This window comes from Dickeya sp. MK7, from assembly GCF_000406305.1.
GTDB lineage: Bacteria > Pseudomonadota > Gammaproteobacteria > Enterobacterales > Enterobacteriaceae > Dickeya > Dickeya fangzhongdai.
Genome location: NZ_CM001984.1, coordinates 3,282,295 through 3,304,708 on the forward strand (window position 1 = coordinate 3,282,295; position 22,414 = coordinate 3,304,708).

Annotated in this window: 21 protein-coding genes; 6 read left to right on the plus strand and 15 right to left on the minus strand. The window is 56.7% G+C overall.

What is annotated here, in order from left to right:
• Nucleotides 1-415: 415 nt before the first annotated feature.
• On the plus strand, nt 416-1,630 hold the full coding sequence (locus DXXMK7_RS14115) for a pyridoxal phosphate-dependent aminotransferase (protein ID WP_038667479.1): 1,215 nt from the start codon (nt 416-418) through the stop codon (nt 1,628-1,630).
• 146 nt (nt 1,631-1,776) lie between these two features.
• Nucleotides 1,777-2,376 (plus strand): 5'-deoxynucleotidase, encoded by a 600-nt coding sequence (gene yfbR / locus DXXMK7_RS14120; RefSeq protein ID WP_038667475.1) that lies wholly within the window; start codon nt 1,777-1,779, stop codon nt 2,374-2,376.
• Nucleotides 2,377-2,444: 68 nt separating this feature from the next.
• Here yfbR and DXXMK7_RS14125 read toward each other — a convergent pair whose 3' ends face one another.
• The 4 genes from DXXMK7_RS14125 to yfbV all read right to left on the minus strand — a co-directional run bounded on the left by DXXMK7_RS14125 (nt 2,445) and on the right by yfbV (nt 6,206).
• The gene (locus DXXMK7_RS14125; protein WP_174213748.1) at nt 2,445-4,280 is read right to left on the minus strand and encodes an SLC13 family permease; all 1,836 of its coding nucleotides are present in this window, start codon (nt 4,278-4,280) and stop codon (nt 2,445-2,447) included.
• Between the two features lie 146 nt (nt 4,281-4,426).
• Nucleotides 4,427-5,083, minus strand: coding sequence for a sugar phosphatase (locus DXXMK7_RS14130; protein WP_038919643.1), 657 nt, complete (start codon nt 5,081-5,083; stop codon nt 4,427-4,429).
• A gap of 36 nt (nt 5,084-5,119) precedes the next feature.
• Nucleotides 5,120-5,614, minus strand: coding sequence for a YfbU family protein (locus tag DXXMK7_RS14135; protein ID WP_038667469.1), 495 nt, complete (start codon nt 5,612-5,614; stop codon nt 5,120-5,122).
• Between the two features lie 136 nt (nt 5,615-5,750).
• Nucleotides 5,751-6,206, minus strand: coding sequence for a terminus macrodomain insulation protein YfbV (yfbV, locus tag DXXMK7_RS14140; protein WP_038919645.1), 456 nt, complete (start codon nt 6,204-6,206; stop codon nt 5,751-5,753).
• Nucleotides 6,207-6,670: 464 nt separating this feature from the next.
• On the opposite strand from yfbV, the gene ackA reads away from it, so the two are divergent.
• Together ackA and pta are read left to right on the plus strand one after the other, a co-directional pair.
• On the plus strand, nt 6,671-7,873 hold the full coding sequence (ackA, locus tag DXXMK7_RS14150) for an acetate kinase (protein WP_038919647.1): 1,203 nt from the start codon (nt 6,671-6,673) through the stop codon (nt 7,871-7,873).
• A gap of 91 nt (nt 7,874-7,964) precedes the next feature.
• Nucleotides 7,965-10,106 (plus strand): phosphate acetyltransferase, encoded by a 2,142-nt coding sequence (gene pta / locus DXXMK7_RS14155; RefSeq protein ID WP_038919648.1) that lies wholly within the window; start codon nt 7,965-7,967, stop codon nt 10,104-10,106.
• Nucleotides 10,107-10,211: 105 nt separating this feature from the next.
• Here pta and yfcD read toward each other — a convergent pair whose 3' ends face one another.
• Together yfcD and yfcE are read right to left on the minus strand one after the other, a co-directional pair.
• On the minus strand, nt 10,212-10,823 hold the full coding sequence (gene yfcD / locus DXXMK7_RS14160) for an NUDIX hydrolase YfcD (RefSeq protein ID WP_049842385.1): 612 nt from the start codon (nt 10,821-10,823) through the stop codon (nt 10,212-10,214).
• A 90-nt stretch (nt 10,824-10,913) separates the two neighbouring features.
• Nucleotides 10,914-11,465, minus strand: coding sequence for a phosphodiesterase (gene yfcE, locus DXXMK7_RS14165; RefSeq protein WP_038667458.1), 552 nt, complete (start codon nt 11,463-11,465; stop codon nt 10,914-10,916).
• Between the two features lie 250 nt (nt 11,466-11,715).
• Here yfcE and yfcG point away from each other — a divergent pair, with 250 nt between their 5' ends.
• The gene (yfcG, locus tag DXXMK7_RS14170) at nt 11,716-12,345 is read left to right on the plus strand and encodes a GSH-dependent disulfide bond oxidoreductase (RefSeq protein WP_038919649.1); all 630 of its coding nucleotides are present in this window, start codon (nt 11,716-11,718) and stop codon (nt 12,343-12,345) included.
• A gap of 272 nt (nt 12,346-12,617) precedes the next feature.
• Entirely contained in the window at nt 12,618-13,526 is a 909-nt protein-coding gene (locus DXXMK7_RS14175) for a TIGR01777 family oxidoreductase (protein ID WP_038919651.1), read from the plus strand.
• A gap of 41 nt (nt 13,527-13,567) precedes the next feature.
• Here DXXMK7_RS14175 and hisP read toward each other — a convergent pair whose 3' ends face one another.
• The 9 genes from hisP to folC form a co-directional block, all read right to left on the minus strand.
• Nucleotides 13,568-14,341, minus strand: a complete 774-nt coding sequence (hisP, locus tag DXXMK7_RS14180; RefSeq protein WP_038919652.1) for a histidine ABC transporter ATP-binding protein HisP — start codon at nt 14,339-14,341, stop codon at nt 13,568-13,570.
• Nucleotides 14,342-14,379: 38 nt separating this feature from the next.
• Complete coding sequence (locus DXXMK7_RS14185; protein WP_038667446.1) at nt 14,380-15,096, minus strand: ABC transporter permease; 717 nt, start codon at nt 15,094-15,096, stop codon at nt 14,380-14,382.
• Nucleotides 15,089-15,778: a histidine ABC transporter permease HisQ gene (locus DXXMK7_RS14190; protein WP_038919653.1), complete on the minus strand. Its 690-nt coding sequence runs from the start codon at nt 15,776-15,778 to the stop codon at nt 15,089-15,091. Before DXXMK7_RS14190 ends, DXXMK7_RS14185 begins: the two co-directional genes overlap by 8 nt.
• A 68-nt stretch (nt 15,779-15,846) precedes the next feature.
• Nucleotides 15,847-16,626: a lysine/arginine/ornithine ABC transporter substrate-binding protein gene (locus tag DXXMK7_RS14195; protein WP_038919654.1), complete on the minus strand. Its 780-nt coding sequence runs from the start codon at nt 16,624-16,626 to the stop codon at nt 15,847-15,849.
• Nucleotides 16,627-17,013: 387 nt separating this feature from the next.
• Nucleotides 17,014-17,583 (minus strand): UbiX family flavin prenyltransferase, encoded by a 570-nt coding sequence (locus DXXMK7_RS14200; RefSeq protein ID WP_038919656.1) that lies wholly within the window; start codon nt 17,581-17,583, stop codon nt 17,014-17,016.
• A gap of 140 nt (nt 17,584-17,723) precedes the next feature.
• Nucleotides 17,724-19,241, minus strand: a complete 1,518-nt coding sequence (gene purF / locus DXXMK7_RS14205; protein WP_038919657.1) for an amidophosphoribosyltransferase — start codon at nt 19,239-19,241, stop codon at nt 17,724-17,726.
• A gap of 30 nt (nt 19,242-19,271) precedes the next feature.
• Nucleotides 19,272-19,763, minus strand: a complete 492-nt coding sequence (cvpA, locus tag DXXMK7_RS14210; protein ID WP_024106620.1) for a colicin V production protein — start codon at nt 19,761-19,763, stop codon at nt 19,272-19,274.
• A gap of 481 nt (nt 19,764-20,244) precedes the next feature.
• Nucleotides 20,245-21,096, minus strand: a complete 852-nt coding sequence (gene dedD, locus DXXMK7_RS14215) for a cell division protein DedD (RefSeq protein WP_038919658.1) — start codon at nt 21,094-21,096, stop codon at nt 20,245-20,247.
• A complete protein-coding gene (gene folC, locus DXXMK7_RS14220; RefSeq protein ID WP_038919660.1) occupies nt 21,086-22,354 on the minus strand; it encodes a bifunctional tetrahydrofolate synthase/dihydrofolate synthase in 1,269 nt (422 codons plus the stop codon). The genes dedD and folC overlap by 11 nt, the downstream gene beginning before the upstream one ends.
• Nucleotides 22,355-22,414 lie beyond the last annotated feature (60 nt).

Here is a 22,414-nt window from a genome sequence, read left to right on the forward strand (position 1 = left end):
CCGTATTTAAAAAATGGTTTTTTTATAACCCTCACGGCAGCCATCATTTTATGATACCGGTTTCAGCGTTTGAATCAGGTATAAAAAATACCTCAATTGCTGCCGAGATTATTCCTTGCGGCCACCATCTGGACATGATTAATGCTTCGTCATGCGATCCGGCTGGATAATTTACCGGCACCAGAGGCTGTTTTATAGATCCCGCTCTCAATCTCGGGTCAAAAACCCAAAGCGCCATCACAGATCAATTACACTTCATTAACAATGATGTCATTTGTCGCTCTGGCTCTGAGCGTTATCTGGAACCGGCTTCACAGCCATGGTAATGATTCTTCAAAACACACGGCGGGAAGAGTACATTAGGCGGGTTAGGCGATTACTCATCAGGAATAGGATCCTGTAAAAGGTTTGTTAAATGTCACCGATAGAAAAATCGAAAAAACTGGAAAACGTTTGTTACGATATTCGTGGTCCGGTATTAAAAGAAGCAAAACGGCTGGAAGAAGAAGGCAACAAGGTACTCAAACTGAACATCGGCAACCCGGCGCCTTTCGGGTTCGATGCGCCGGATGAAATTCTGGTGGATGTCATCCGCAATCTGCCGACTGCGCAAGGCTACTGCGATTCCAAAGGGCTCTATTCCGCCCGCAAGGCCATCGTACAGCACTATCAGGCTCGCGATATGCGCGACGTGACGCTGGAAGACGTCTATATCGGCAACGGCGTTTCCGAACTGATCGTCCAGTCGATGCAGGCATTGCTGAATACCGGTGACGAAATGCTGGTGCCGGCGCCGGATTACCCGCTGTGGACCGCGGCCGTGTCGCTTTCCAGCGGCCATGCGGTGCATTACCGCTGTGACGAAGAGTCGGGCTGGTTCCCGGATCTGGATGACATTCGCAGTAAAATCACTCCTCGTACCCGCGGGATCGTGATCATCAACCCCAATAACCCGACCGGGGCGGTGTACAGCAAAGAACTGCTGCTGGAAGTGGTCGAGATTGCCCGCCAGCATAACTTGATCATTTTCGCCGACGAGATTTACGACAAGATCCTCTACGATGACGCTCAGCACCATTCGATTGCCGCGCTGGCGCCTGACCTGTTAACCGTCACCTTCAACGGTCTGTCCAAAACCTATCGTGTGGCCGGGTTCCGTCAGGGCTGGATGGTGCTGAACGGACCGAAAAAGCACGCTCGCGGTTATATTGAAGGGCTGGAAATGCTGGCGTCGATGCGTCTGTGCGCCAACGTGCCGATGCAGCATGCTATTCAGACCGCGCTGGGCGGTTACCAAAGCATCAGCGAATTCATTCATCCTGGCGGGCGTCTATACGAGCAGCGTAATCGCGCCTGGGAACTGATCAACCAGATTCCCGGCGTATCCTGCGTCAAACCGAGCGGAGCGCTGTATATGTTCCCCCGCATTGACGCCAAACGCTTCAACATTCATGACGACCAGAAGCTGGTACTGGACCTGCTGCTGCAGGAAAAGGTGCTGCTGGTACAAGGCACCGCCTTCAACTGGCCGGAACCAGACCACCTGCGTATCGTAACCCTGCCGCGTGTTGACGAACTGGAAATGGCGATCAACAAATTTGGCCGTTTCCTGGAAGGTTATCACCAGTAATCAGGATGATGCCCGGCGCCGCACTGGCGCCGGGCATGTTTGCGCCCCTGCAGCCTGAGCCTTTTCCCGCTCCCCCCGGCCTGATTTGCTTCTTGATGCCGGAGCCGCCACAATGAACCCCTAATGCTGTACACCGAGAGACACTTATGGTTCAAAGTCATTTCTTCGCCCACTTGTCCCGCCTGAAACTGATTAGCCGTTGGCCGCTGATGCGCAATGTCCGGACCGAAAATGTCTCCGAGCACAGCCTGCAGGTAGCGTTTGTCGCTCATGCCCTCGCGGTGATCAAAAACCGTAAATTCAATGGCAATCTCAATGTTGGTCGCATTGCCCTGCTGGCGATGTACCATGACGCCAGTGAAGTGCTGACCGGCGACATGCCCACCCCCATCAAGTATTACAACGCTCAGATTGCCCACGAATACAAGAAGATTGAAAAGATTGCCCGCCAGAACCTGATTGCGATGCTGCCTGCCGAACTGCAGCAGGATTTCAGCCCGCTGCTTGATGAATCCCATATCAGCGAAGAAGAGCACGCCATCGTGAAACAGGCGGATGCGCTTTGCGCGTACCTGAAGTGTCTGGAAGAACTGTCGGCCGGCAATAACGAATTTTTGCTGGCCAAAGCCCGACTGGAAAAGACGCTCCAGCAGCGCCAGAGCCCGGAAATGGATTATTTCATGACGGTGTTTATTCCAAGCTTCAGCCTGTCGCTGGATGAAATCAGCCAGGAGTCGCCGCTTTAGTCAGCCACCAATGAGCGCGGCGCACAGCCTGACAGCAGGTCAGTCAGGCTGTTCACACATGTTTGCATTCAAAATGGGTACAGCCACGGCACCATCACCACGCTGACCGCCATCACCAACAGCGTGAACGGCACCCCAACCCGAACAAAATCACTGAAACGATATCCGCCGGGCGCCAGCACCAGCGTATTCACCGGCGAAGAAACCGGCGTCATAAACGCAGCGGAAGCGGCAATAGCGATAATCATCGCGAAAGGATATGGCGAAACCTGCATCTGCTCCGCCGCCGCCACGGCGATCGGCGCCATCAGCACCGCCGTCGCCGTATTGGAAATAAACAAGCCCGTCAGCGCACACAGCAGGAACAAGCACACCAACATCATATGCGGACCGGCATCGCCGCCAATTTCCATCAACCCTTTGACGGCCAAGGCCACGCCGCCGGTTTGCTGCAACGCCAGAGCAAACGGCATCATTCCCACAATCAGGATCAGGCTCGGCCAGTGCACGGCGCGATAGGCGCTTTCCATGTCGATGCAGCGAAACTGACCCATTAGCAGGCAGGCGATCAACGCGGCGATAGCGTTGGGGATTTCATCGGTAAGCATCATCGCCACCATCAGCGCCAGACAAAACAGCGCATGCGGCGCCTGATTACTGGCTGGCGCCACTTCATCCACTTCCGCCGGCAGGTTGAGCACAATAAAGTGGTGCTTGTGCTGGTGCAGCAGGCGGATGTTTTTCCAGTCGCCAATCACCAGTAAAATATCCCCCAGCTTTAATGCTTCGTCAGCCAGCGTGCCTTCCAGCGCCTCGCCGTCCCGACGAATGCCCACCACCGTCAACCCATAGCGGCTGCGAAACGACGCCTCCTGCAACGTTTTGCCCAGCAGTCCGGAATCCGGGATCAGCGACACTTCCGCCATGCCCACATCCCGCGCCTGTTCGGAGAAATACTCGCCGCGCAGCACCATCGGTTCCAGGCGCTGGGTGGCGCAGAACTCACGCAGATCCACGTCTGATGCCGACATATCGATCAGCAGCACATCATTCAAGCGCAATTCGCTATTGCCGCTGACGCTGACCATAATGCGCCGGAATTTCTGCCAGCGCTCAATCCCCACCACGTTGGCGCCGTAGCGCTGGCGTAATTGCAAATCATCCAGGCGCTGACCAATCAGCGGTGAGCCGGTGCGGATCGCCAGCCGGCGCGCGCGCCCGGTCAGTCGATATTCCCGGATCAGGTCACGAAACGTTTTACGTTTCCACCCTTCCTTGAAGTTATCGCTGTCCGTCGTGGTCAGCCAAAAACGGGCCACCAACATATACGCGATACCGATCAGCAACACCACCACACCAATAGGCGTGACGCTAAAAAAGCTGAACCCGGCCATACCGGTACGCATCAGCTCACTGCTGACCACCATATTGGGCGGAGTCGCCACCAGCGTCATCATGCCGCTGATCAACCCGGCGAAGGCCAGCGGCATCATCAGGCGGGCCGGGGTGGTTTTCATCCGCGCGGCGACGTTCAGTACTACCGGAATAAAAATAGCCACCACGCCGGTCGAACTCATGAAGGCGCCCAGCAGCGCCACGGTGCACATCAGCAGAATCAGCATGCGGGTTTCACTCTGCCCGGCCACGCGCATCAACCAGTCGCCGACCTGATAGGCCACCCCGGTCCGCACCAGACCTTCGCCGATCACAAACAGCGCAGCGATCAGGAATACGTTCGGATCGCTGAAACCGATCAGCGCCTCCTGTAGCGTCAGCGTGCCGCTTAGCACGAACGCCACAATCACCAGCAAAGCAATCACATCCATGCGCAGTTTGCCGGTAGCAAACAGCGCAATGGCAATCAATAACAGCATGACAACCCAGACCAGCGAACTGCTCAACATGCCTCCTCCTGACGTTAACAGTCCTTATTCATCAGGCGGTATTCCAGCTGGAAACGCATTCCCCGGAGAAACCGCTGAAAATCAGCATGCCATAAAAAAACCCTGACAAAGCAGGGTTTTGATCATGTTTACTCCGGTTTGGGGCATCATTTCAGGGTGATATTGACCCAGCCACCCGCTGTACGCGAAATCTGCAATTGCTCAAGGGAATGTAATACGGCATCCACCTCGTCCAGACGCGGCGTGTCGGCCGGCGCATTCACCGCGACAACCTTACACCCCGCAGCCAGACCAGACAGCACGCCGGCCGGCGCATCCTCGACCACCACGCACTCGGCAGGAGCCAGCCCCAACCGCTGCGCGCCCAGCAGATACGCGTCCGGATTCGGTTTGCCATGCGCCACCTGCTCCGCAGTGATGAACTCGCGCGGAGCAGACAACCCCGCGGCGCGATGGCGAGCATGCGCAATCGGCACCGTTCCCGACGTCACGATCGCCCACGGAATATTCAACTCGTCCAGCCTGACCAACAGCGCCTGAGCGCCCGGCATAGCCGCAATACCGGTGGTATCGGTCGCTTCCACCTGCTCCAGCGCGACAAACTCGCGCTGAATCGTCTCTTCACTGGCGCCAGCCAGAAAATGACGCAACGAGGTGATGGCCTGCTTGCCATGAATAAAATCCAGAACCGTCTGCGGGTCGATATCATGATCTTTTGCCCAGTTGCTCCAGGCCCGTTCCACCGCGGGCAGTGAATCCACCAGCGTGCCGTCAAGATCAAACAGAAAACCTTTACACTCCACAGAAAGCCCCTTCTTTATTTACCGGCCCCGAACTTATCAGGCATTAATGATTTGCGCGATCTCCACCGCACTCAGGTGATACTGACGCGGGCAGGATTGCCAAATCGCCAGCATGCGGATGTATTTATCCCACATTTTGGTCTGTGAGTTAAAGCCATGCGTGCCGGAATCAAAGTGGGGATAGCGCCCTTCCACGTGCACCATAAAGCGCACGTAACCCAGATAGCGCGCCTCAGTGGCGGCATCGAAGCCAAGGAACGCCACACGGCGCTCATCCATGTCCGGTTTCTCTTTCAGGTTGGCCCAGGAAACCTGCAGCGCATGATGCATTTCCATAATATTAATGAGGGTACGGCACACATCTTCGTTTAAATCGCCAAAATCACGATCCAGTTCCCGCATTTGCAACCCATAACCCCGTTCGATGATAGTTTGCAGGCGGCGGTAACGTTCCGCATTATCGGGATCCAGCATTGACATCATTTTGTACTGATTGGACAGGATAAGTCTCTGAGCATTAGTCATTTCCATGGTGCACTCCTGAATCTGATTCCGGCTAAAGGGATATTGACAGCAGAATCGCATACTGGCTGGCGTTCGTTTCTTGATTTAAAACAGAATCCAATGGAAAAAATGTCAGCGTCTTTGGCTAAAAACCGGGTTTACATCAAAGATCGTCCAGGAACGTCTTGTCGAGCTGCCTGAAGGCACGATTCAGCACGTCCGCCAGCATCTGATAAGTGGGCTGTCCTTCCACCGGCGCCAGCGCCATTCCCGACGCCAGCAGCTTATTACGAATTTCATGAAACCACTGTAATAAGGAAGGCGGCAACGGAGTGACAGAACGTCGCCCCAGCCACCATAATCCCTGCATCGGCAAGCCAAGGGCGAATAGCGCGGTAGCCACGCTCGGCCCCAGTTGCCCGCCCAGCGCGATTTGCCAGGTCAGGGTAAAGACGGCCAGCGGCGGCATGATACGAATGGCAAACCGGGTGGCGCGCGCCACGCGATTTTCAGGAAACACCGGCGCCAAACGCTTGTCCGTCGGCCAGGTTTTCATATAGTGCTGGCCCAGACGGAATAGTTGTAGCCATCCTGTCTTACCGGAGGGTTTCGTCGTCATGCTCAACCTCAACTTCACATATAAAAAATAAAAAATTTGTATAAATCACCAACTGTAATTGACAAGCTTAAAATATATTTTGTGTTTAATGATTGCTATCGGTATCCTAAAATAGCCTTTTGAGCTGCGATAAAAAGCCGTATGACACCGTTGTTCTGCACTCGCTGTTTAGCCATCCGCTGTTTCAGGCAGCGTTTCGTTGCGTCGGCTGGCGAATCCGGTCACTGTTGATTCAGCGCGTAGCGAACGTCATGTGTGTCTGCTGTCGCCGTTTTTGCCGCGCCGATGTCGCCAGGCCGGGGCGTTTCATACGCTGCCGGGCGGTTGTTACATCGGCGTTTTCCGCCGTCATGTCTGGAAAAATCACCCGGCCATGATGTTAATCATAAATGTCAACCGCCTTCTGCGCTACGCTGGCTGTTGTGTGACATTTTTTTAACCATGTATAACAAGTAGGTACTTCCATGTCGAGTAAGTTAGTACTGGTCCTTAACTGTGGCAGTTCTTCCCTGAAGTTCGCCATCATTGATGCCGTCAACGGAGACGAATACCTGTCTGGCCTGGCCGAGTGTTTTAATCTGCCTGAAGCGCGCATCAAATGGAAAATTGACGGTGGCAAGCAGGAAGCTGAACTGGGTGCCGGTGCCGCCCACAGCGAAGCACTGAGCTTCATCGTTAACACCATCCTCAGCCAGAAGCCGGAACTGTCTGCTCAACTGGTAGCAATCGGTCATCGTATCGTCCACGGCGGCGAAAAATTCACGCAATCAGCAGTGATCAACGCCGACGTGTTGCAGGGCATCAAGGACGCCGTGCCGTTCGCGCCGCTGCACAACCCGGCTCATCTGATCGGCATCGAAGAAGCACTGAAGGAATTCCCGCACCTGAAAGACAAGAACGTCGCTGTCTTCGACACCGCGTTCCATCAGACTATGCCGGAAGAAGCCTACCTGTATGCCCTGCCGTACAAATTATACAAAGAACATCACATCCGCCGTTATGGCGCTCACGGTACCAGCCACTACTTCGTTTCTCGTGAAGCGGCGAAAGTCCTGAACAAGCCGGTAGAAGAACTGAACGTGATCACCTGCCACCTGGGCAACGGCGGTTCCGTTTCCGCTATCCGCAACGGCAAGTGCGTGGATACCTCCATGGGTCTGACCCCGCTGGAAGGTCTGGTGATGGGCACCCGTAGCGGTGACATCGACCCGGCGGTGGTTTTCCACCTGCATGATTCCCTGGGCATGAGCGTGGAAAGCATCAACAAGCTGCTGACCAAAGAATCCGGCCTGCTGGGTCTGACTGAAGTCACCAGCGACTGCCGTTATGTAGAAGACAACTACGAAACCAAAGAAGACGCCAAACGCGCCATGAACGTGTACTGCCACCGTCTGGCGAAGTACATCGGTTCTTACTCTGCGCTGATGGAAGGTCGTCTGGACGCGGTAATCTTCACCGGCGGCATCGGCGAAAACGCGGCTATGGTGCGTGAACTGACGCTGAAACAGTTGGGTCTGCTGGGCTTCGAAGTCGACCACGAACGTAACCTGGCCGCCCGTTTCGGCAAAGGCGGCAACATCGCCAAAGACGGCGCCCGTCCGGCTCTGGTTATCCCGACCAACGAAGAGTTGGTCATCGCTCAGGACGCGCTGCGCCTGACCGCCTGATAAGTCTCCCCACTCCGTCAGCTTCGGCTGACGGAGTTGTTTTAGAAGCATCGTTTTTGAACAACGAGCAACCGCAAACAGAGGTTAAGCCGTGTCCCGTACAATCATGTTGATTCCTACTGGCACCAGCGTGGGCCTGACCAGCGTCAGCCTGGGTGTCATTCGTTCCATGGAACAGAAAGGCGTGCGCCTGAGCGTATTCAAGCCTATCGCGCAGCCGCGTTCCGGTGAAAACGCACTGGATCAGACCACCACCATCGTCCGCGCCACCTCCGCCATTCCGGCCGCCGAGCCGCTGACGATGAGCTATGTGGAGTCGATGCTGAGCAGCAACCAGCAGGACGTGCTGCTGGAAGAGATCATCGCCCGCTATCACGAAAACACCAAAGACGCGGAAGTCGTGCTGGTAGAAGGTCTGGTGCCGACCCGCAAACACCAGTTCGCCAACGCGCTGAACTATGAAATCGCTAAAACGCTGAACGCGGAAATCGTCTTCGTACTGGCGCTGGGCAACGATTCCCCGGCACAGTTGAAAGAACGTATCGACATCGCCCGTTCCAGCTTCGGCGGCAGCAAGAATAAAAACATCACCGGCGTTATCATCAACAAGCTGAACGCACCGGTGGATGAACAGGGTCGCACCCGTCCCGATTTGTCCGAAATTTTCGATGATTCCACCAAAGCCAGCGTCGCCAATATCGATCCGAAGCTGCTGTTTGCCAACAGCCCGCTGCCGGTTCTGGGTTGCGTGCCGTGGAGCTTCGATCTGATCGCTACCCGCGCCATCGACATGGCCAACCACCTGAACGCACGCGTGATCAACGCCGGCGACATCCAGACCCGCCGCGTGAAATCAGTGACCTTCTGCGCCCGCAGCATTCCGCATATGCTGGAACATTTCCGTCCGGGTTCGCTGCTGGTCACCTCCGCCGACCGTCCGGACGTACTGGTTGCCGCCTGTCTGGCCGCCATGAACGGCGTTGAAATCGGCGCCCTGCTGCTGACCGGTGGCTACGAAATCGACCCGGCCATCAGCAAGCTGTGCGAACGCGCCTTCCAGACCGGCCTGCCGGTATTCATGGTTAATACCAACACCTGGCAGACCTCGCTGAACCTGCAGAGCTTCAACCTGGAACTGCCGGCCGACGACCATGAACGCGTGGAAAAAGTACAGGAATACGTGGCGCGCCATATCGATACCCAGTGGATCGATTCGCTGACCGCTGCGTCTGAACGCTCACGCCGCCTGTCTCCGCCGGCTTTCCGCTATCAGCTGACCGAACTGGCACGTCAGGCAAGCAAACGCATCGTGCTGCCGGAAGGCGACGAGCCGCGTACCGTCAAGGCTGCCGCCATCTGTGCCGAACGCGGCATCGCGCAATGCGTGCTGCTGGGCAACCCGGATGAAATCCAGCGCGTAGCCGCTGCGCAGGGCGTTGAACTGGGCAAAGGCATCGAGATCGTCGATCCGGTCGAAGCTCGTGAGCGCTATGTACCGCGTCTGGTCGAACTGCGTAAGAGCAAAGGCATGACCGAAGTGGTCGCCCGCGAGCAGTTGGAAGACAACGTGGTGCTGGGCACCCTGATGCTGGAACAAGGCGAAGTAGACGGTCTGGTATCCGGCGCCGTTCACACCACCGCCAACACCATCCGTCCGCCGTTGCAGTTGATCAAAACCGCACCGGGCAGCTCGCTGGTATCCTCCGTGTTCTTCATGCTGCTGCCGGAGCAGGTTCTGGTCTATGGCGACTGCGCCATCAACCCGGATCCGACCGCTGAACAGCTGGCTGAAATCGCTATTCAGTCCGCCGACTCCGCCGCCGCTTTCGGCATCGAACCGCGCGTAGCGATGATCTCCTACTCGACCGGTAACTCCGGCGCCGGCAGCGATGTGGATAAAGTCCGCGAAGCGACCCGCCTGGCGCAGGAAAAACGCCCGGATCTGGTGATCGACGGTCCGCTGCAGTACGACGCCGCCATCATGGCCGACGTAGCGCAGTCCAAAGCGCCGAACTCACCGGTTGCCGGTAAAGCCACCGTGTTCGTGTTCCCGGACCTCAACACCGGCAACACCACCTATAAAGCGGTACAGCGTTCCGCCGACCTGATTTCCATCGGGCCGATGCTGCAAGGCATGCGTAAGCCGGTTAACGACCTGTCCCGCGGCGCGCTGGTGGACGACATTGTCTACACCGTAGCGCTGACCGCCATTCAGGCCACCCAGATCGCCTGATCGACGGCATGACCGGCGCGTCTTTCGATACGCCGGTAAGACAGAAGCAAAAACGCCAGCAACTGCTGGCGTTTTTTTATGGATAACCCGTCGGAACAACCTAACTCAATGCTCTTCTTCCACCGCGTCACGATCTTCCGTTCCGGCCGAATCATCGTTCTGGGCGCGTGACGACACACGTTGCGGTTTAACGTAGTCGTTGCTGCCGCTGTTGCGGCTTAGCCATAACGACAACGCCTTGAGTGAATCCGGGGTGAACTCATCGCAGCGCGCCGTGATCTCCTCCGGCGTCAGCCAGCTGACTTCGTCAATCTCTTCCGCCTGCAGGGCGAACGGGCCGTGCATTACGCAGCTGAACAGCGCGCCCCATACCCGGCAGTCATCGCTTTCATAGTAAAACAGACCGTGCTCGGCAAACGGCACGCCGGCGATTCCCAGCTCCTCTTCCGCTTCACGGCGCGCCGATTCCAGCAGGTTCTCACCGCTTTGCACCACGCCACCTGCGGTTGCATCCAGCCAGCCGGGGTAAAAATCTTTGGTTTCGGTGCGGCGCTGGACCAGAATCTTGCCCATGCCATCATGTACAACAATGTAGGTAGCACGGTGCCGCAGGTGCTGAGCGCGCATCTGCTGGCGACTCGACTGGGCGATAACCTCGTTGTTTTCATCAACGATGTCGACCCACTCCGTGCCTACCGTCTGTGTTTGTTCCACCATCCTCTGAAACCCTTTCGTCGTGGCGCGGTCACGCGCATCAGTTTTTAAAAATATTGGAATTATTGATGTGATGTGAGAGTAGCGTCTAAGTTAGTGGCTAATCGCAACCTGTGCAATAGCCTCCCCACCCTGCAATGGCACAACCTGCAACACGCCGTTATCCAGCAGGCCGTAACTGGCGGGATAACCGCCTTTAGGCAGGCTGACAGAGCCGGGATTGAAACAGTAAATATCGTCACGTCGCTCGGCCACCGGGATATGGGTATGACCGAACACCAGTACGTCGCCGGCGTGCAGCGGCGGCCGTTTTTCCGGGTGATAAAGGTGCCCGTGAGTCACAAATAAGCGATTGTCAGGCAGCAGCACCTGTTGCCAGGGCGCGGTGATCGGAAACTGCAACAGCATCTGGTCAACTTCGCTGTCGCAGTTACCCCGTACCGCCATAATCTGTGAAGCGTAGCGGTTCAGCAGGTTCGCCACATCTGCCGGCTGGTAACGATCCGGCAACGGATTGCGGGGGCCGTGGTTGAGAAAATCGCCCAGCAGGATCAGCCAGTCGGCGCCGCTCTGTTCAAAACGGGTCAACAGGGTTTCGGTGGCAGACAGCGAGCCATGCAGGTCAGACGCAAACATCAGTTTCATAATTCTATCCCGATGCGTGAGAAGATTGGGTCCCGCTATAGTACCAAAAACCCATGTCATCACCGGTCAAAATTATCGGCTTATTGCTTTTCCGCACAGATACGCGCCGCTCGACGCCAGGAGCGAAAGGGAAAGGATAGCCATAACGGTTATTTATGTTTCAGGCGGGAAAGTGCTAGGCTTTTGCCTGCCAACTGTTTTTCAGAGTCCTCAGTTTCTGGCTGATGACTCCCCTATGGAGAGATGAGTCATGATTGACGTGTACTACGCCCCTACCCCGAACGGTCACAAAATCACCCTGTTCCTGGAAGAAGCACAGTTACCTTATCAACTGCACCACGTGGATATCGGCGCTGGCGATCAGTTCAAACCCGAATTTCTGGCAATTTCCCCCAACAACAAAATTCCCGCCATCGTGGATCGGCAACCTGCCGATCGGGGCGAGCCGATCAGCCTGTTCGAATCCGGAGCCATTCTGCTTTATCTGGCCGAGAAAACCGGCCAGTTCTTGAGCACCGACGTACGGGAGCGCGCCGCCACGCTGCAATGGCTGTTCTGGCAGGTGGCCGGTTTCGGGCCGATGCTGGGGCAAAACCACCATTTCAACCACTACGCGCCTCAGCCGGTGCCTTACGCCATCGACCGCTATCAGAAAGAAACAGAGCGGCTGTACGGCGTGCTGAACACGCAGTTGCGCCACCACACCTGGCTGGCGGGCGATGAGTACAGTATTGCCGACATCGCCACGTACCCCTGGGTGGTGTCTCACGAACGCCAGCGCATCGACATTGATGCCTTCCCGGCGGTGAAAAGCTGGTTTGAGCGCATCCGTGAACGCCCAGCCACGCAGCGCGCCTACCAACTCGCGGCGAAAGCCTGATCGGGCTAGCCGCCACGCCCGGTTTACCGGGCGTGATTTTCCCTCGATGATTTACCGCCATCAAACTATTTTCCGTCATCCTGCCACGCTACGCTGTTGGTTTGAAAAGTGCTTGTTCCGCTGATAAAAGTTCCCTGAGATGTGGTTAATATCACCGGCAGGCGAAAGCGAATCATCTATGCTGAAACCGAGATGGAGAGACGGTGTTCCAGCGGGCGTAGCACGACTGCCCGGCGGAAGGGAATAACCTGACATACGAAGCGAGGCCAGCTATGAAGCTATTGATCACCGGGGGAACCGGCCTTATTGGACGTCATCTGATTACGCGTTTGCTGTCCCTGTCACATCAGGTAACCGTAGTGACCCGCTCTCCGGAACGCGCGCGACGGCTGTGGGGCGCTCAGGTTGATTACTGGCGCGGGCTGGAGGAGCAAACCTCGCTGGACGGTTTTGACGGCGTCATCAATCTGGCGGGCGAGCCGATCGCCGACAAACGCTGGACCAAAGCCCAAAAAGCGCGGTTGTGTCAAAGCCGCTGGGATATCACCCGTCAGCTGACGCAGTTGATTCGCCATAGCCAAACGCCGCCTTCTGTGTTTCTGTCCGGCTCGGCCGTCGGCTATTACGGCGATCAGGGGCAAGCGCTGGTGACCGAAGATGAACCGCCTCACGACGACTTCACCCATGAACTCTGCGCGCGCTGGGAGGCGCTGGCGCTGGAAGCGGAAAGCGACCAAACCCGCGTCAGCCTGTTGCGCACCGGCGTGGTGCTGTCTGCCGAAGGCGGCGCGCTGACAAAAATGCTGCCGCTTTTCCGGCTGGGATTAGGCGGCCCGGTCGGCTCCGGCAAGCAATACCTGCCGTGGATCCATATCGACGATATGACCAACGCTATTTTGTACCTGCTGGATAACCCGATTCTGAGCGGCCCGTTCAACATGGTGTCGCCCTATCCGGTGCGTAACGAGAAATTTTCCGCCATGCTGGCGAGCGCGCTGGATCGCCCCGGCTTTGTGCGCACGCCCGGCTGGGCGCTCAGGATACTGATGGGTGAAGCGGCGACGTTGCTGCTGGGCGGGCAACGGGCTATTCCACAGCGGCTGGAGAAAGCCGGTTTCGGTTTTCGCTTCTTTGAACTGGAAGAGGCGCTGAACGATTTGCTGCGTCCCCGCGCAGGCTGAGCGGGCCAACCGGTGCGGGGACGACGTGACGGTACGGAACGTTACTTCAGCGCACCGGACAGGAACTGCTGCAAACGCGGGCTTTGCGGGTTGCCGAACACCGCCTCCGGCGGCCCTTCTTCCTCCACCAGCCCCTGATGCAGGAAAATCACATGACTGGAGACATGCCGGGCGAACTCCATTTCGTGGGTCACCACCACCATGGTTTTGCCCTCTTCCGCCAGTTGCTGCATGATGCGCAACACTTCACCCACCAGCTCCGGATCCAGCGCTGACGTAGGCTCGTCAAACAACAGCACATCCGGCTCCATCGCCAGCGCGCGGGCGATGGACACTCGCTGCTGCTGGCCGCCGGACAAATCGGACGGGTATTTCTCCTGTGATGCGCCGGTGATCCCCACTTTGTTCAGGTAGAACTCGGCCCGTTTGCGGGCTTCCGCCTTGCTCAGCCCCAGCACCTGCACCGGCGCTTCCATCACGTTTTCCAGTGCGGTCATGAAGCTCCACAGGTTGAAATGCTGGAATACCATAGTCAACCGGGTGCGCAGCAGCTGTAGCTGTTTCTTGTCGAATACCTTGAGCTGCCCGTCTTTGTCCCGCACCATGTGAATTTCCTGACCATTCACATGGATCGACCCTTCACAGGGTTTTTCCAAAAAGTTAATACAGCGCAACAAGGTGCTTTTACCCGACCCCGATGAACCGATAATAGAAATAACGTCCCCGGCTTTAGCCTGTAATGAAATGCCTTTCAGCACCTCATGCTGACCATAACGCTTACGTAATTCCGTCACCATCAGCTTATTATTCTGCATGCTTTGTCTGTTCCTGCACTATTTAATGGAATGAACGGTTAATGGGATGAACGGGTATGAAGATGCCGTAACCAGCGGCGCTCAGCCTTTCTGAACAACGAGATCAGCACGAACGATACCGCCAGATACATCACGCCTGCGATGCCGAACGCGTAAAACGGCTTGTAGGTGGCGGCGTTGATGTCGCGCGCCACTTTCAGCAAATCCGGCACGGTCACGGTAAAAGCCAGCGCGGTGGAATGCAGCATCAGGATGACTTCGTTGCTGTAGGCAGGCAACGCGATGCGCAGCGCGCCCGGCAGAATGATGCAGCGGTACTGTTTGAAACGCGAAAAGCCATAGGCGCGGGCGGCCTCGATTTCACCATGCGGCACCGAACGAATAGCGCCGGCGAAGATTTCGGTGGTATAGGCGCAGGTATTAAGCGCCAGCGCCAGAATGGCGCAATTCAGGCCGCTGCGGAAAAACGCGTTCAGCAGATCGGTGCCGCGCACGATTTCCAGGCTGTACACGCCGGAGTAGAACACCAGCAGTTGCACATACAGCGGCGTGCCGCGAAACACATAGGTAAAGGCCCATACCGGCAACCGGTAGCGGCGACGGGGCGAAACGCGGGCTACCGCCAGCGGAACCGCCATCAACCCGCCGATGGTCACCGACACAATCAGCAGCCACAGCGTCATCGCCAGCCCGGTGAGGCGATAGCCGTCACTCCACAGCAGGGCCTGCCAGTATTGTTGCAGAATCTCACTCATAATTTACTTTCCGGACTCCCTGCGAGTAGCGTTTTTCCAGCCACCACAGCACCCCATTGGAAAGGGTGGTAAAAATCAGATACAGCACGCCGGCCACAATGGCGAAAAAGAACGGATGATGGGTTCCCTTTCCGGCCAGTTGGGTCGCTTTTATCACGTCGCTCAACCCCAGCAGCGACACCAGCGCGGTCGATTTGAGAATCACCTGCCAGTTGTTGCCGATTCCCGGCAGCGCAAAGCGCATCATTGATGGGAACATGATGCGGCGAAACACTTTCATCGGCGTAAAACCAAACGCCACCGCCGCCTCAATCTGACCGCGAGGCACCGCCAGATAAGCGCCGCGGAAGGTTTCGGTGAAATAGGCGCCGTAAATAAATCCCAGCGTAATAATCCCCGCCGCCAGCGGGTCGATATCGATCTGATCCAGGCCAAGCGCTTCGGTGAGGCTGTTGAGCGCCATCTGCAGACCGTAAAAAATCAGCAGCATCAGGACCAGATCCGGTACGCCGCGAATCAGGGTGGTGTAACCGGAAAAACAGCCGGACAACAATCGACTGGACGACAGCTTGGCCGCCGCCCCCACCAGACCGATCAGCAGCGCCAGCACCAGCGAGCACAACGCCAGTTGCAACGTCATGCGCGCGCCATCCATGATTAATTCGGAATAGCCATAAAGCATTACATCAATCCGCTCAGAAAAGGCACACATCTGCCTGCACGGAGCAGGCAGAGGTTAATCAGGAAGGCTTATTCGCCGTAAACGTCGAAGTCAAAGTACTTCTTGGCCAGCGTGTCGTAGGTACCGTCTTTGCGCATGGCCGCAAAGGCTTTATCCAACGCGGCTTTCAGTTCGGTTTCGTTCTTGCGCAGCCCCATACCGGTGCCGACGCCGAACAGTTTGTCGTCTTTCACCGCCGGGCCGGCAAACACATACTCTTTGCCTGCGGCCTGTTTCAGGAAGCCTTCGCTGCCCGCCACTTCATCCTGGAATGCGGCATCGATACGGCCGGCGGTCAGATCAGCATAGATCAGATCCTGATTCTGGTAGGCGACAACATCAACGCCTTTCGGCTGCCAGTACTGGTTGGCGTAAGATTCCTGCGTGGATGCCTGCAGCACGCCGACACGCTTACCTTTCAGCGCTTCCAGCGTCGGCAGAATCGGCGAGCCCTTTTTGGCGATCAGACGGGCATTGGCTGCGTACAGTTTGTCCGTAAAAGCGATTTCCTGCTGGCGTTTCTCGGTGATGGACAGGGAGGAAATGATGGCGTCGATCTTTTTCGCTTTCAGCGACGGGATCAGCGCGTCGAAATCACTCTCGACGAAAGTACAGTTTGCCTGAATGCGTTTGCACAACTCTTTTGCCAGATCGATATCAAACCCGACCAGTTGACCACTGGCGTCCTTGGATTCAAACGGCGCATAAGTGGGGTCGGTGCCAATCTTGATATTTTTCGGAACCTCGGCGAGGGCACTGCCTGCTGCGAATACCAGCGCAAGGGGCAAAAGTTTCAACATTTTTTTCATTGCGTTACCCTTATTTTATGATTGTGTATGCCTAAGTGATTCGTGAAATCTGACCGCGAAATTGTTGTGATGAATGCGTTTGCCGTGTGCGTTAATCCGCACGTTGTTTGTCAAAACATAGCAAATTTTATGCCATAAAGAATATGCAATTCTGCATAAAATCAGGCGTGGTGATCATGATAGCCGCATCAATATAATCAATGAATTATGTCAACTCATGCTATCGGGATAACGAACAGGACGCGGGTGATTCGCATTAAATGCACGATATTGGTGCACATCGATGCACCATAAAAAACATCACGCCACAAAAAAGTGCAAATCTTCACGCCGACACCGGCCGGCCCGGTGACGCGATGACATGGCTTATTATTGCAAATGAGGCGGTTACGCACCCTGCCAGCGCGTAAACAGATCCTGGGGCAGCGCAATGTCAAACTGATCAATCACCCGGTTGACGGTCTGATCGACGATATCCTGCACAGTTTGTGGGCGGTGATAAAACGCGGGCACCGGCGGCATGATCACCGCGCCCATTTCGGCGGCGGCATTCATCAGGCGCAAATGACCGAGGTGGAGCGGCGTTTCCCGCACGCACAGCACCAGCGGGCGACGCTCTTTCAGCACCACGTCCGCCGCGCGGGTCAGCAGGCTGTCGGTATAGCTATGGGTAATGCCGGATAACGTCTTGATGGAACAGGGAAGAATCGCCATACCTGCCGTTTTGAACGAGCCTGACGAGATGCTGGCGGCGATATCGCGGGAATCGTGCACCACATCGGCCAGCGACTGCACATCGCGCACGGTCAGATCGGTTTCCAGCGACAGCGTTTGCCGGGCCGCCGGGCTCATCACCAGGTGAGTTTCAATCCCGGCGATCGGCTGCAGTACCTGCAACAACCGCACCCCATATATCACGCCGCTGGCGCCGGAAATACCGACAATCAGTCGCTTCATTCTCACCTCTCAGACCCACCGCAACAGAGACGGTAAAACATGTGCGCTGACTTTGCCGCATCACCAGAGGATTGGCAAGAATAACAGCGACAAAAAAGGGAGCCTGCGCTCCCTTTTTAACCACGATTAGCGATCGATCATCACCCTTCGTTGTGCAGTTCCAAATCTTCGACTTCATTCTGACTGCGCATCGCCTTGGCGTCGTCGTTACGCAGTGCTTCCAGATAGTCCAGATAGTCCTGATCCACGTCTTTGGTGACATAGACGCCGTTGAACACCGAGCATTCAAACTGAACGATTTCCGGGTTGTCTTCACGCACCGCTTCGATCAGGTCATTCAGATCCTGGAAAATCAGCGCATCGGCGCCGATGATCTTACGAATCTCTTCCACTTCACGACCGTGAGCGATCAGTTCGTTGACGCTCGGCATATCAATGCCGTACACGTTCGGGAAACGGATCTCCGGCGCAGCGGAGGCCAGATAAACCCGACGCGCGCCGGCTTCACGCGCCATCTCCACGATCTGCTGAGAAGTGGTGCCGCGCACGATGGAGTCATCCACCAGCAACACGTTCTTGCCGCGGAATTCCGCCCGATTGGCGTTCAGCTTGCGACGTACCGATTTAATGCGGGTTTGCTGGCCCGGCATGATAAAGGTACGGCCGACGTAGCGGTTCTTCACAAAGCCCTGACGGTACGGCTTGTTGATGATGCGGGCGATTTCCAGCGCGATATCGCAGGACGTTTCCGGAATCGGAATCACCACGTCGATATCCAGCTCTTCCCACTGGCGGGCAATCTTTTCGCCCAGCTTCTGGCCCATACGCACGCGGGCGCTGTAGACCGAAATCTTGTCGATAAAGGAATCGGGACGGGCGAAATAGACATATTCGAACAGACACGGGTGGCTTTTCGGGTTTTCCGCGCATTGACGGGTGAACAGCTGGCCGTTCTCGGTAATGTATACCGCTTCGCCCGGCGCCACATCGCGCAGAAACTCAAAGCCCAGCGTATCCAGCGCCACGCTTTCCGACGCCACCATGTACTCGTTACGGCCATCCTGCAGCTCGCGCTTGCCGATAACCAACGGACGAATGCCGTTCGGATCGCGGAAAGCCACCATACCGTGACCGATGATCATGCCGATGCAGGCATAAGCGCCGCGAATCTGCTGATGCACCGCCGCCACGGCGGCAAAAATGTTGTCCGCTTCCAGCGGATAATGCTGGAAACGATCCAGCTCTTTGGCAAACACGTTCAGCAGGATTTCAGAATCCGAGGTGGTATTGACGTGACGGCGCCCTTCTTCAAACAGCTTTTTACGCAGTTCATGGGCGTTGGTCAGGTTACCGTTGTGGGCCAGCGTAATCCCGAACGGGGAATTGACGTAAAACGGCTGGGCCTCTGAGGCACTGGAGCTGCCTGCGGTGGGATAGCGCACGTGGCCGATCCCCATGTTGCCCTGCAACCGTTGCATGTGCCGGGCTTCAAACACATCTTTCACCAGGCCATTGGCTTTGCGCAGGCGAAAGTAGTTGGCATCATTAATGGTGACGATGCCCGCGGCATCCTGCCCACGGTGCTGTAACACCGTTAACGCGTCATAAATCGACTGGTTGACCGGTGTAAAACCGGCGATACCGACAATACCGCACATGTGGTCTTTTCCTCATCAGCGCTACCGCGGCTAGATGTGCCGCGGCAAGAAACTCGACGTGCTTTGCAGGTAGTCAAAAAACCACCTGATGATATAACTGAATTGCGGGATTAAATGGGACTGCTTCCAGTCGGCACTCTGTGAAAAACCGGTGAAGGTATCCAGAAAGAACAGCAGCGCGGAAACGATCAACACACCGCGCAATGCACCGAAGCAAATGCCCAGTACCCGGTCAGTGCCTGACAGTCCGGTGCGTTCAACCAGCGAACCGATCACATAATTAACGATAGCGCCCACAATCAACGTCGCAATAAACAGAATGGCAATGGCGATACCGTTGCGCACCAGCTCATCATTAAACCGCGTGAAATAGACCGCGAGATAGGCATAGTAGTGGCTGGCGATAAAGAACGCCGCCCCCCAGGTCACCAGTGACAGCGCTTCACGTACAAACCCCCGGATGAGACTGACCAGAGCCGAGAATCCGATAATACCGATAATGACGTAATCAACCCAAACCATGAACTATCCTAATAATGAACGATGACAATCGCAGCGCCGGTCATCCTGTTCGCGGCGCATTCTAACAGAAAAAGAAAACGTTTGCGTAGCGTATTTCCCGCCGATTTTTTCGATAGGCGAAGAAATAAAAAAAACCTCTCGCCGCCATACGGATAGCGCCCCTGTCCGTCGCGCGCCGCCGATAGCGGTTCAGTGCTCCGCCACAAAACTTCAGTGCTCCGCGCACAAAATAAAGGGGCAAGGTCGCCTCGCTCCCCTACCCCTGCTTGTATATACCCGTCATACTTCAAGTTGCAGATGCGTTGGCTGCTCTCGCTCACCCCAGTCACTTACTGATGTAAGCTCCTGGGGATTCACTCTGTTGCCGCGTTACAAGGCTCTTATGAGCCTTGCCCTAAAGGTCCAACGCGTTGCGTTGTTCAACACGTGAACGTGTTGTCCTGCAACTCGAATTATTTTGGGTATAGGCTGATTAGCCGCCTTAGCGCGCGCTGTACGACCGGACTTGCCCGCTCAGCCCACTAAGCTGCTGCAACTCGCCCAGCGCCGACTGCAATTTCTGCTTCGAGGCATCCGGCCCGACGTAGATACGGGTTATCTGCCCCGCCACTGGCGCCGACGGCACGGTATAGGCCCGATAACCGGACAGACGCAGCTTGGCGACAATCTCATTGACCTTATCGGCATTCTTCAGCGCGCCCAATTGCACCACAAAGGCCTGACCGGCCGGCGTCTGCTCCTGAGGCGTCGGCTTGCTTTCCGGCGCTTTGTTTTCCGTTTTGGCTTCCGCCGCGCGGGTGTCGGCCGGTTTTTCAGCCGACTTACTTTCGGCCTGCTTACTTTCAGCCGCCTTGCTCTCCGTCGCTTTCGCCTCGGGCTTCGGCCGGCTTTCCGGTTTGGTTTCCGGTTTTTTGGCTTCAGGCTTCGCCGGCTGCGCCTTCATCGCTGGCGGCGCCACTTGCTGAACCGGCGCACGTGGTTCTGTCACCACCGGCGCCGGCGTTGCGGCCGGGCGGGAAGACGACGGCTGGGACGCGCCATGACGGGCGGAGGATTGCGCGGAATCCGGCTCTTCAGCCGTTTCCGCAGCGGACGCATTCTTACTCTGCATCGCCGCCTCGGCCCCTTCAGGCGGCTGGGCTGGCAGCGACTGATTTATCGGCGGCATCGACTCCGCTTCCAGCGTATCGCCCGGTTTGGGAACCAACGGGATAGCGGCGAAGTCATCTTCATAATGCTTTTTCTTACCATCCAGCAGGCCGGGGAGCACGATCACCCCCAGCGCCACCAGCACAACAGTTCCTACCAGGCGATTCTGAAATTTACTCGCCATGCGTTCCGCTCCCGTCCAGCGCTTCCATCACATGCGCGACAGTATGGAAAGAACCACAAACAATCACTACATCATCTTCGCCGGCGTCCTGCATCGCCTGCCGCCAGGCCGTCGCCACATCCGGGAATGACGTACAGTGATCCAGATGCGTGGCCAGCAGCCCGGCATCGGCGCCGCGCGGCCCCTCCAGCGGAGCGCAATACCACACATCCACCTGCGGCTTAAGATGCGCCAGCGTGCCGGGGATGTCTTTATCCGCCAGCATGCCAATCACCGCCCGAACCCGGCCGGCGCGCGGTAAATCAGCCAGTCGCGCGGCCAGGTAGGCCGCAGCATGAGGATTATGCGCGACATCCAGAATCAACAACGGCTTTTCGCTCACAATCTGGAAACGTCCCGGCAATTGCGCCTGACGCAGCCCCTGACGGATGGCGTCGACAGTCAGAACAATGTCGGAGGCTTGCAGCGCCGCCAGGGCGGTCGCCGCATTCGCCAGCGGCACGGTAGGAATGGGTAATCCATCATAATGAACATCGCCGCTCTGCCAGCGCCAGCCGCCGTCCTGCAGTGAAAACTGCCAGTCAGACCCGCGTCGGAACAGTTGCGCGCCTTTTTCCTGCGCTACGGCGGCAATCGATGCCGGCATATCCGGTTCGCCCACCACGGCCGGTCGGTTCCCGCGGAAAATGCCCGCCTTTTCACGGCCGATGCTTTCCCGGTCGTTACCCAGCCAGTCGGTGTGATCCAGCGCGATGCTGGTAACGACCGCGACATCGGCATCCACGATATTGGTGGCGTCCAGACGGCCGCCCAGCCCGACTTCCAGAATCACCACATCCAGTTGCGCCTGCTTGAACAACCACAGCGCCGCCAGCGTGCCGAATTCAAAATAGGTCAGCGAAGTGCCGTTGCGACCGGCCTCGATCGCGGCAAATGCCTCGGCGTGCCGGGACTCTGGCAATTCGCGGCCCTGAATGCGCACTCGTTCGGTATAACGCAGCAGGTGTGGTGAACTGTACACGCCAACCCGTAGCCCGGCGGCGCTCAAGATGGATTCCAGCGTGCAGCACGTGGTGCCTTTGCCGTTGGTGCCGGCTACGGTAAACACGCGGGGAGCCGGTTGCAGCAGATGCAGGCGTTCCGCCGCCAGTTGGATGCGCTCCAGACCGAGGTCGATGGTCTGGAAGTGTAGATGTTCAAGATAGTGAAGCCACGTGGCCAGAGGCGACGTGGCTTGAGGTGTCTGAAGATTATCCATGAGTCCCGTTCACTGACTTACGGTTGATTGCTGCCGGGAACACGGCAACAACGCCGCCCT

What these genes read in the sequence shown, in the direction of transcription:
- DXXMK7_RS14115 (WP_038667479.1), top strand. Translation starts at nt 416, where the DNA reads ATGTCACCGATAGAAAAATCGAAAAAACTGGAAAACGTTTGTTACGAT.
- yfbR (WP_038667475.1), top strand. Translation starts at nt 1,777, where the DNA reads ATGGTTCAAAGTCATTTCTTCGCCCACTTGTCCCGCCTGAAACTGATT.
- DXXMK7_RS14125 (WP_174213748.1), bottom strand. Translation starts at nt 4,280, where the DNA reads ATGTTGAGCAGTTCGCTGGTCTGGGTTGTCATGCTGTTATTGATTGCC.
- DXXMK7_RS14135 (WP_038667469.1), bottom strand. Translation starts at nt 5,614, where the DNA reads ATGGAAATGACTAATGCTCAGAGACTTATCCTGTCCAATCAGTACAAA.
- yfbV (WP_038919645.1), bottom strand. Translation starts at nt 6,206, where the DNA reads ATGACGACGAAACCCTCCGGTAAGACAGGATGGCTACAACTATTCCGT.
- ackA (WP_038919647.1), top strand. Translation starts at nt 6,671, where the DNA reads ATGTCGAGTAAGTTAGTACTGGTCCTTAACTGTGGCAGTTCTTCCCTG.
- yfcD (WP_049842385.1), bottom strand. Translation starts at nt 10,823, where the DNA reads ATGGTGGAACAAACACAGACGGTAGGCACGGAGTGGGTCGACATCGTT.
- yfcE (WP_038667458.1), bottom strand. Translation starts at nt 11,465, where the DNA reads ATGAAACTGATGTTTGCGTCTGACCTGCATGGCTCGCTGTCTGCCACC.
- yfcG (WP_038919649.1), top strand. Translation starts at nt 11,716, where the DNA reads ATGATTGACGTGTACTACGCCCCTACCCCGAACGGTCACAAAATCACC.
- DXXMK7_RS14175 (WP_038919651.1), top strand. Translation starts at nt 12,618, where the DNA reads ATGAAGCTATTGATCACCGGGGGAACCGGCCTTATTGGACGTCATCTG.
- hisP (WP_038919652.1), bottom strand. Translation starts at nt 14,341, where the DNA reads ATGCAGAATAATAAGCTGATGGTGACGGAATTACGTAAGCGTTATGGT.
- DXXMK7_RS14185 (WP_038667446.1), bottom strand. Translation starts at nt 15,096, where the DNA reads ATGAGTGAGATTCTGCAACAATACTGGCAGGCCCTGCTGTGGAGTGAC.
- DXXMK7_RS14190 (WP_038919653.1), bottom strand. Translation starts at nt 15,778, where the DNA reads ATGCTTTATGGCTATTCCGAATTAATCATGGATGGCGCGCGCATGACG.
- DXXMK7_RS14195 (WP_038919654.1), bottom strand. Translation starts at nt 16,626, where the DNA reads ATGAAAAAAATGTTGAAACTTTTGCCCCTTGCGCTGGTATTCGCAGCA.
- DXXMK7_RS14200 (WP_038919656.1), bottom strand. Translation starts at nt 17,583, where the DNA reads ATGAAGCGACTGATTGTCGGTATTTCCGGCGCCAGCGGCGTGATATAT.
- purF (WP_038919657.1), bottom strand. Translation starts at nt 19,241, where the DNA reads ATGTGCGGTATTGTCGGTATCGCCGGTTTTACACCGGTCAACCAGTCG.
- cvpA (WP_024106620.1), bottom strand. Translation starts at nt 19,763, where the DNA reads ATGGTTTGGGTTGATTACGTCATTATCGGTATTATCGGATTCTCGGCT.
- dedD (WP_038919658.1), bottom strand. Translation starts at nt 21,096, where the DNA reads ATGGCGAGTAAATTTCAGAATCGCCTGGTAGGAACTGTTGTGCTGGTG.
- folC (WP_038919660.1), bottom strand. Translation starts at nt 22,354, where the DNA reads ATGGATAATCTTCAGACACCTCAAGCCACGTCGCCTCTGGCCACGTGG.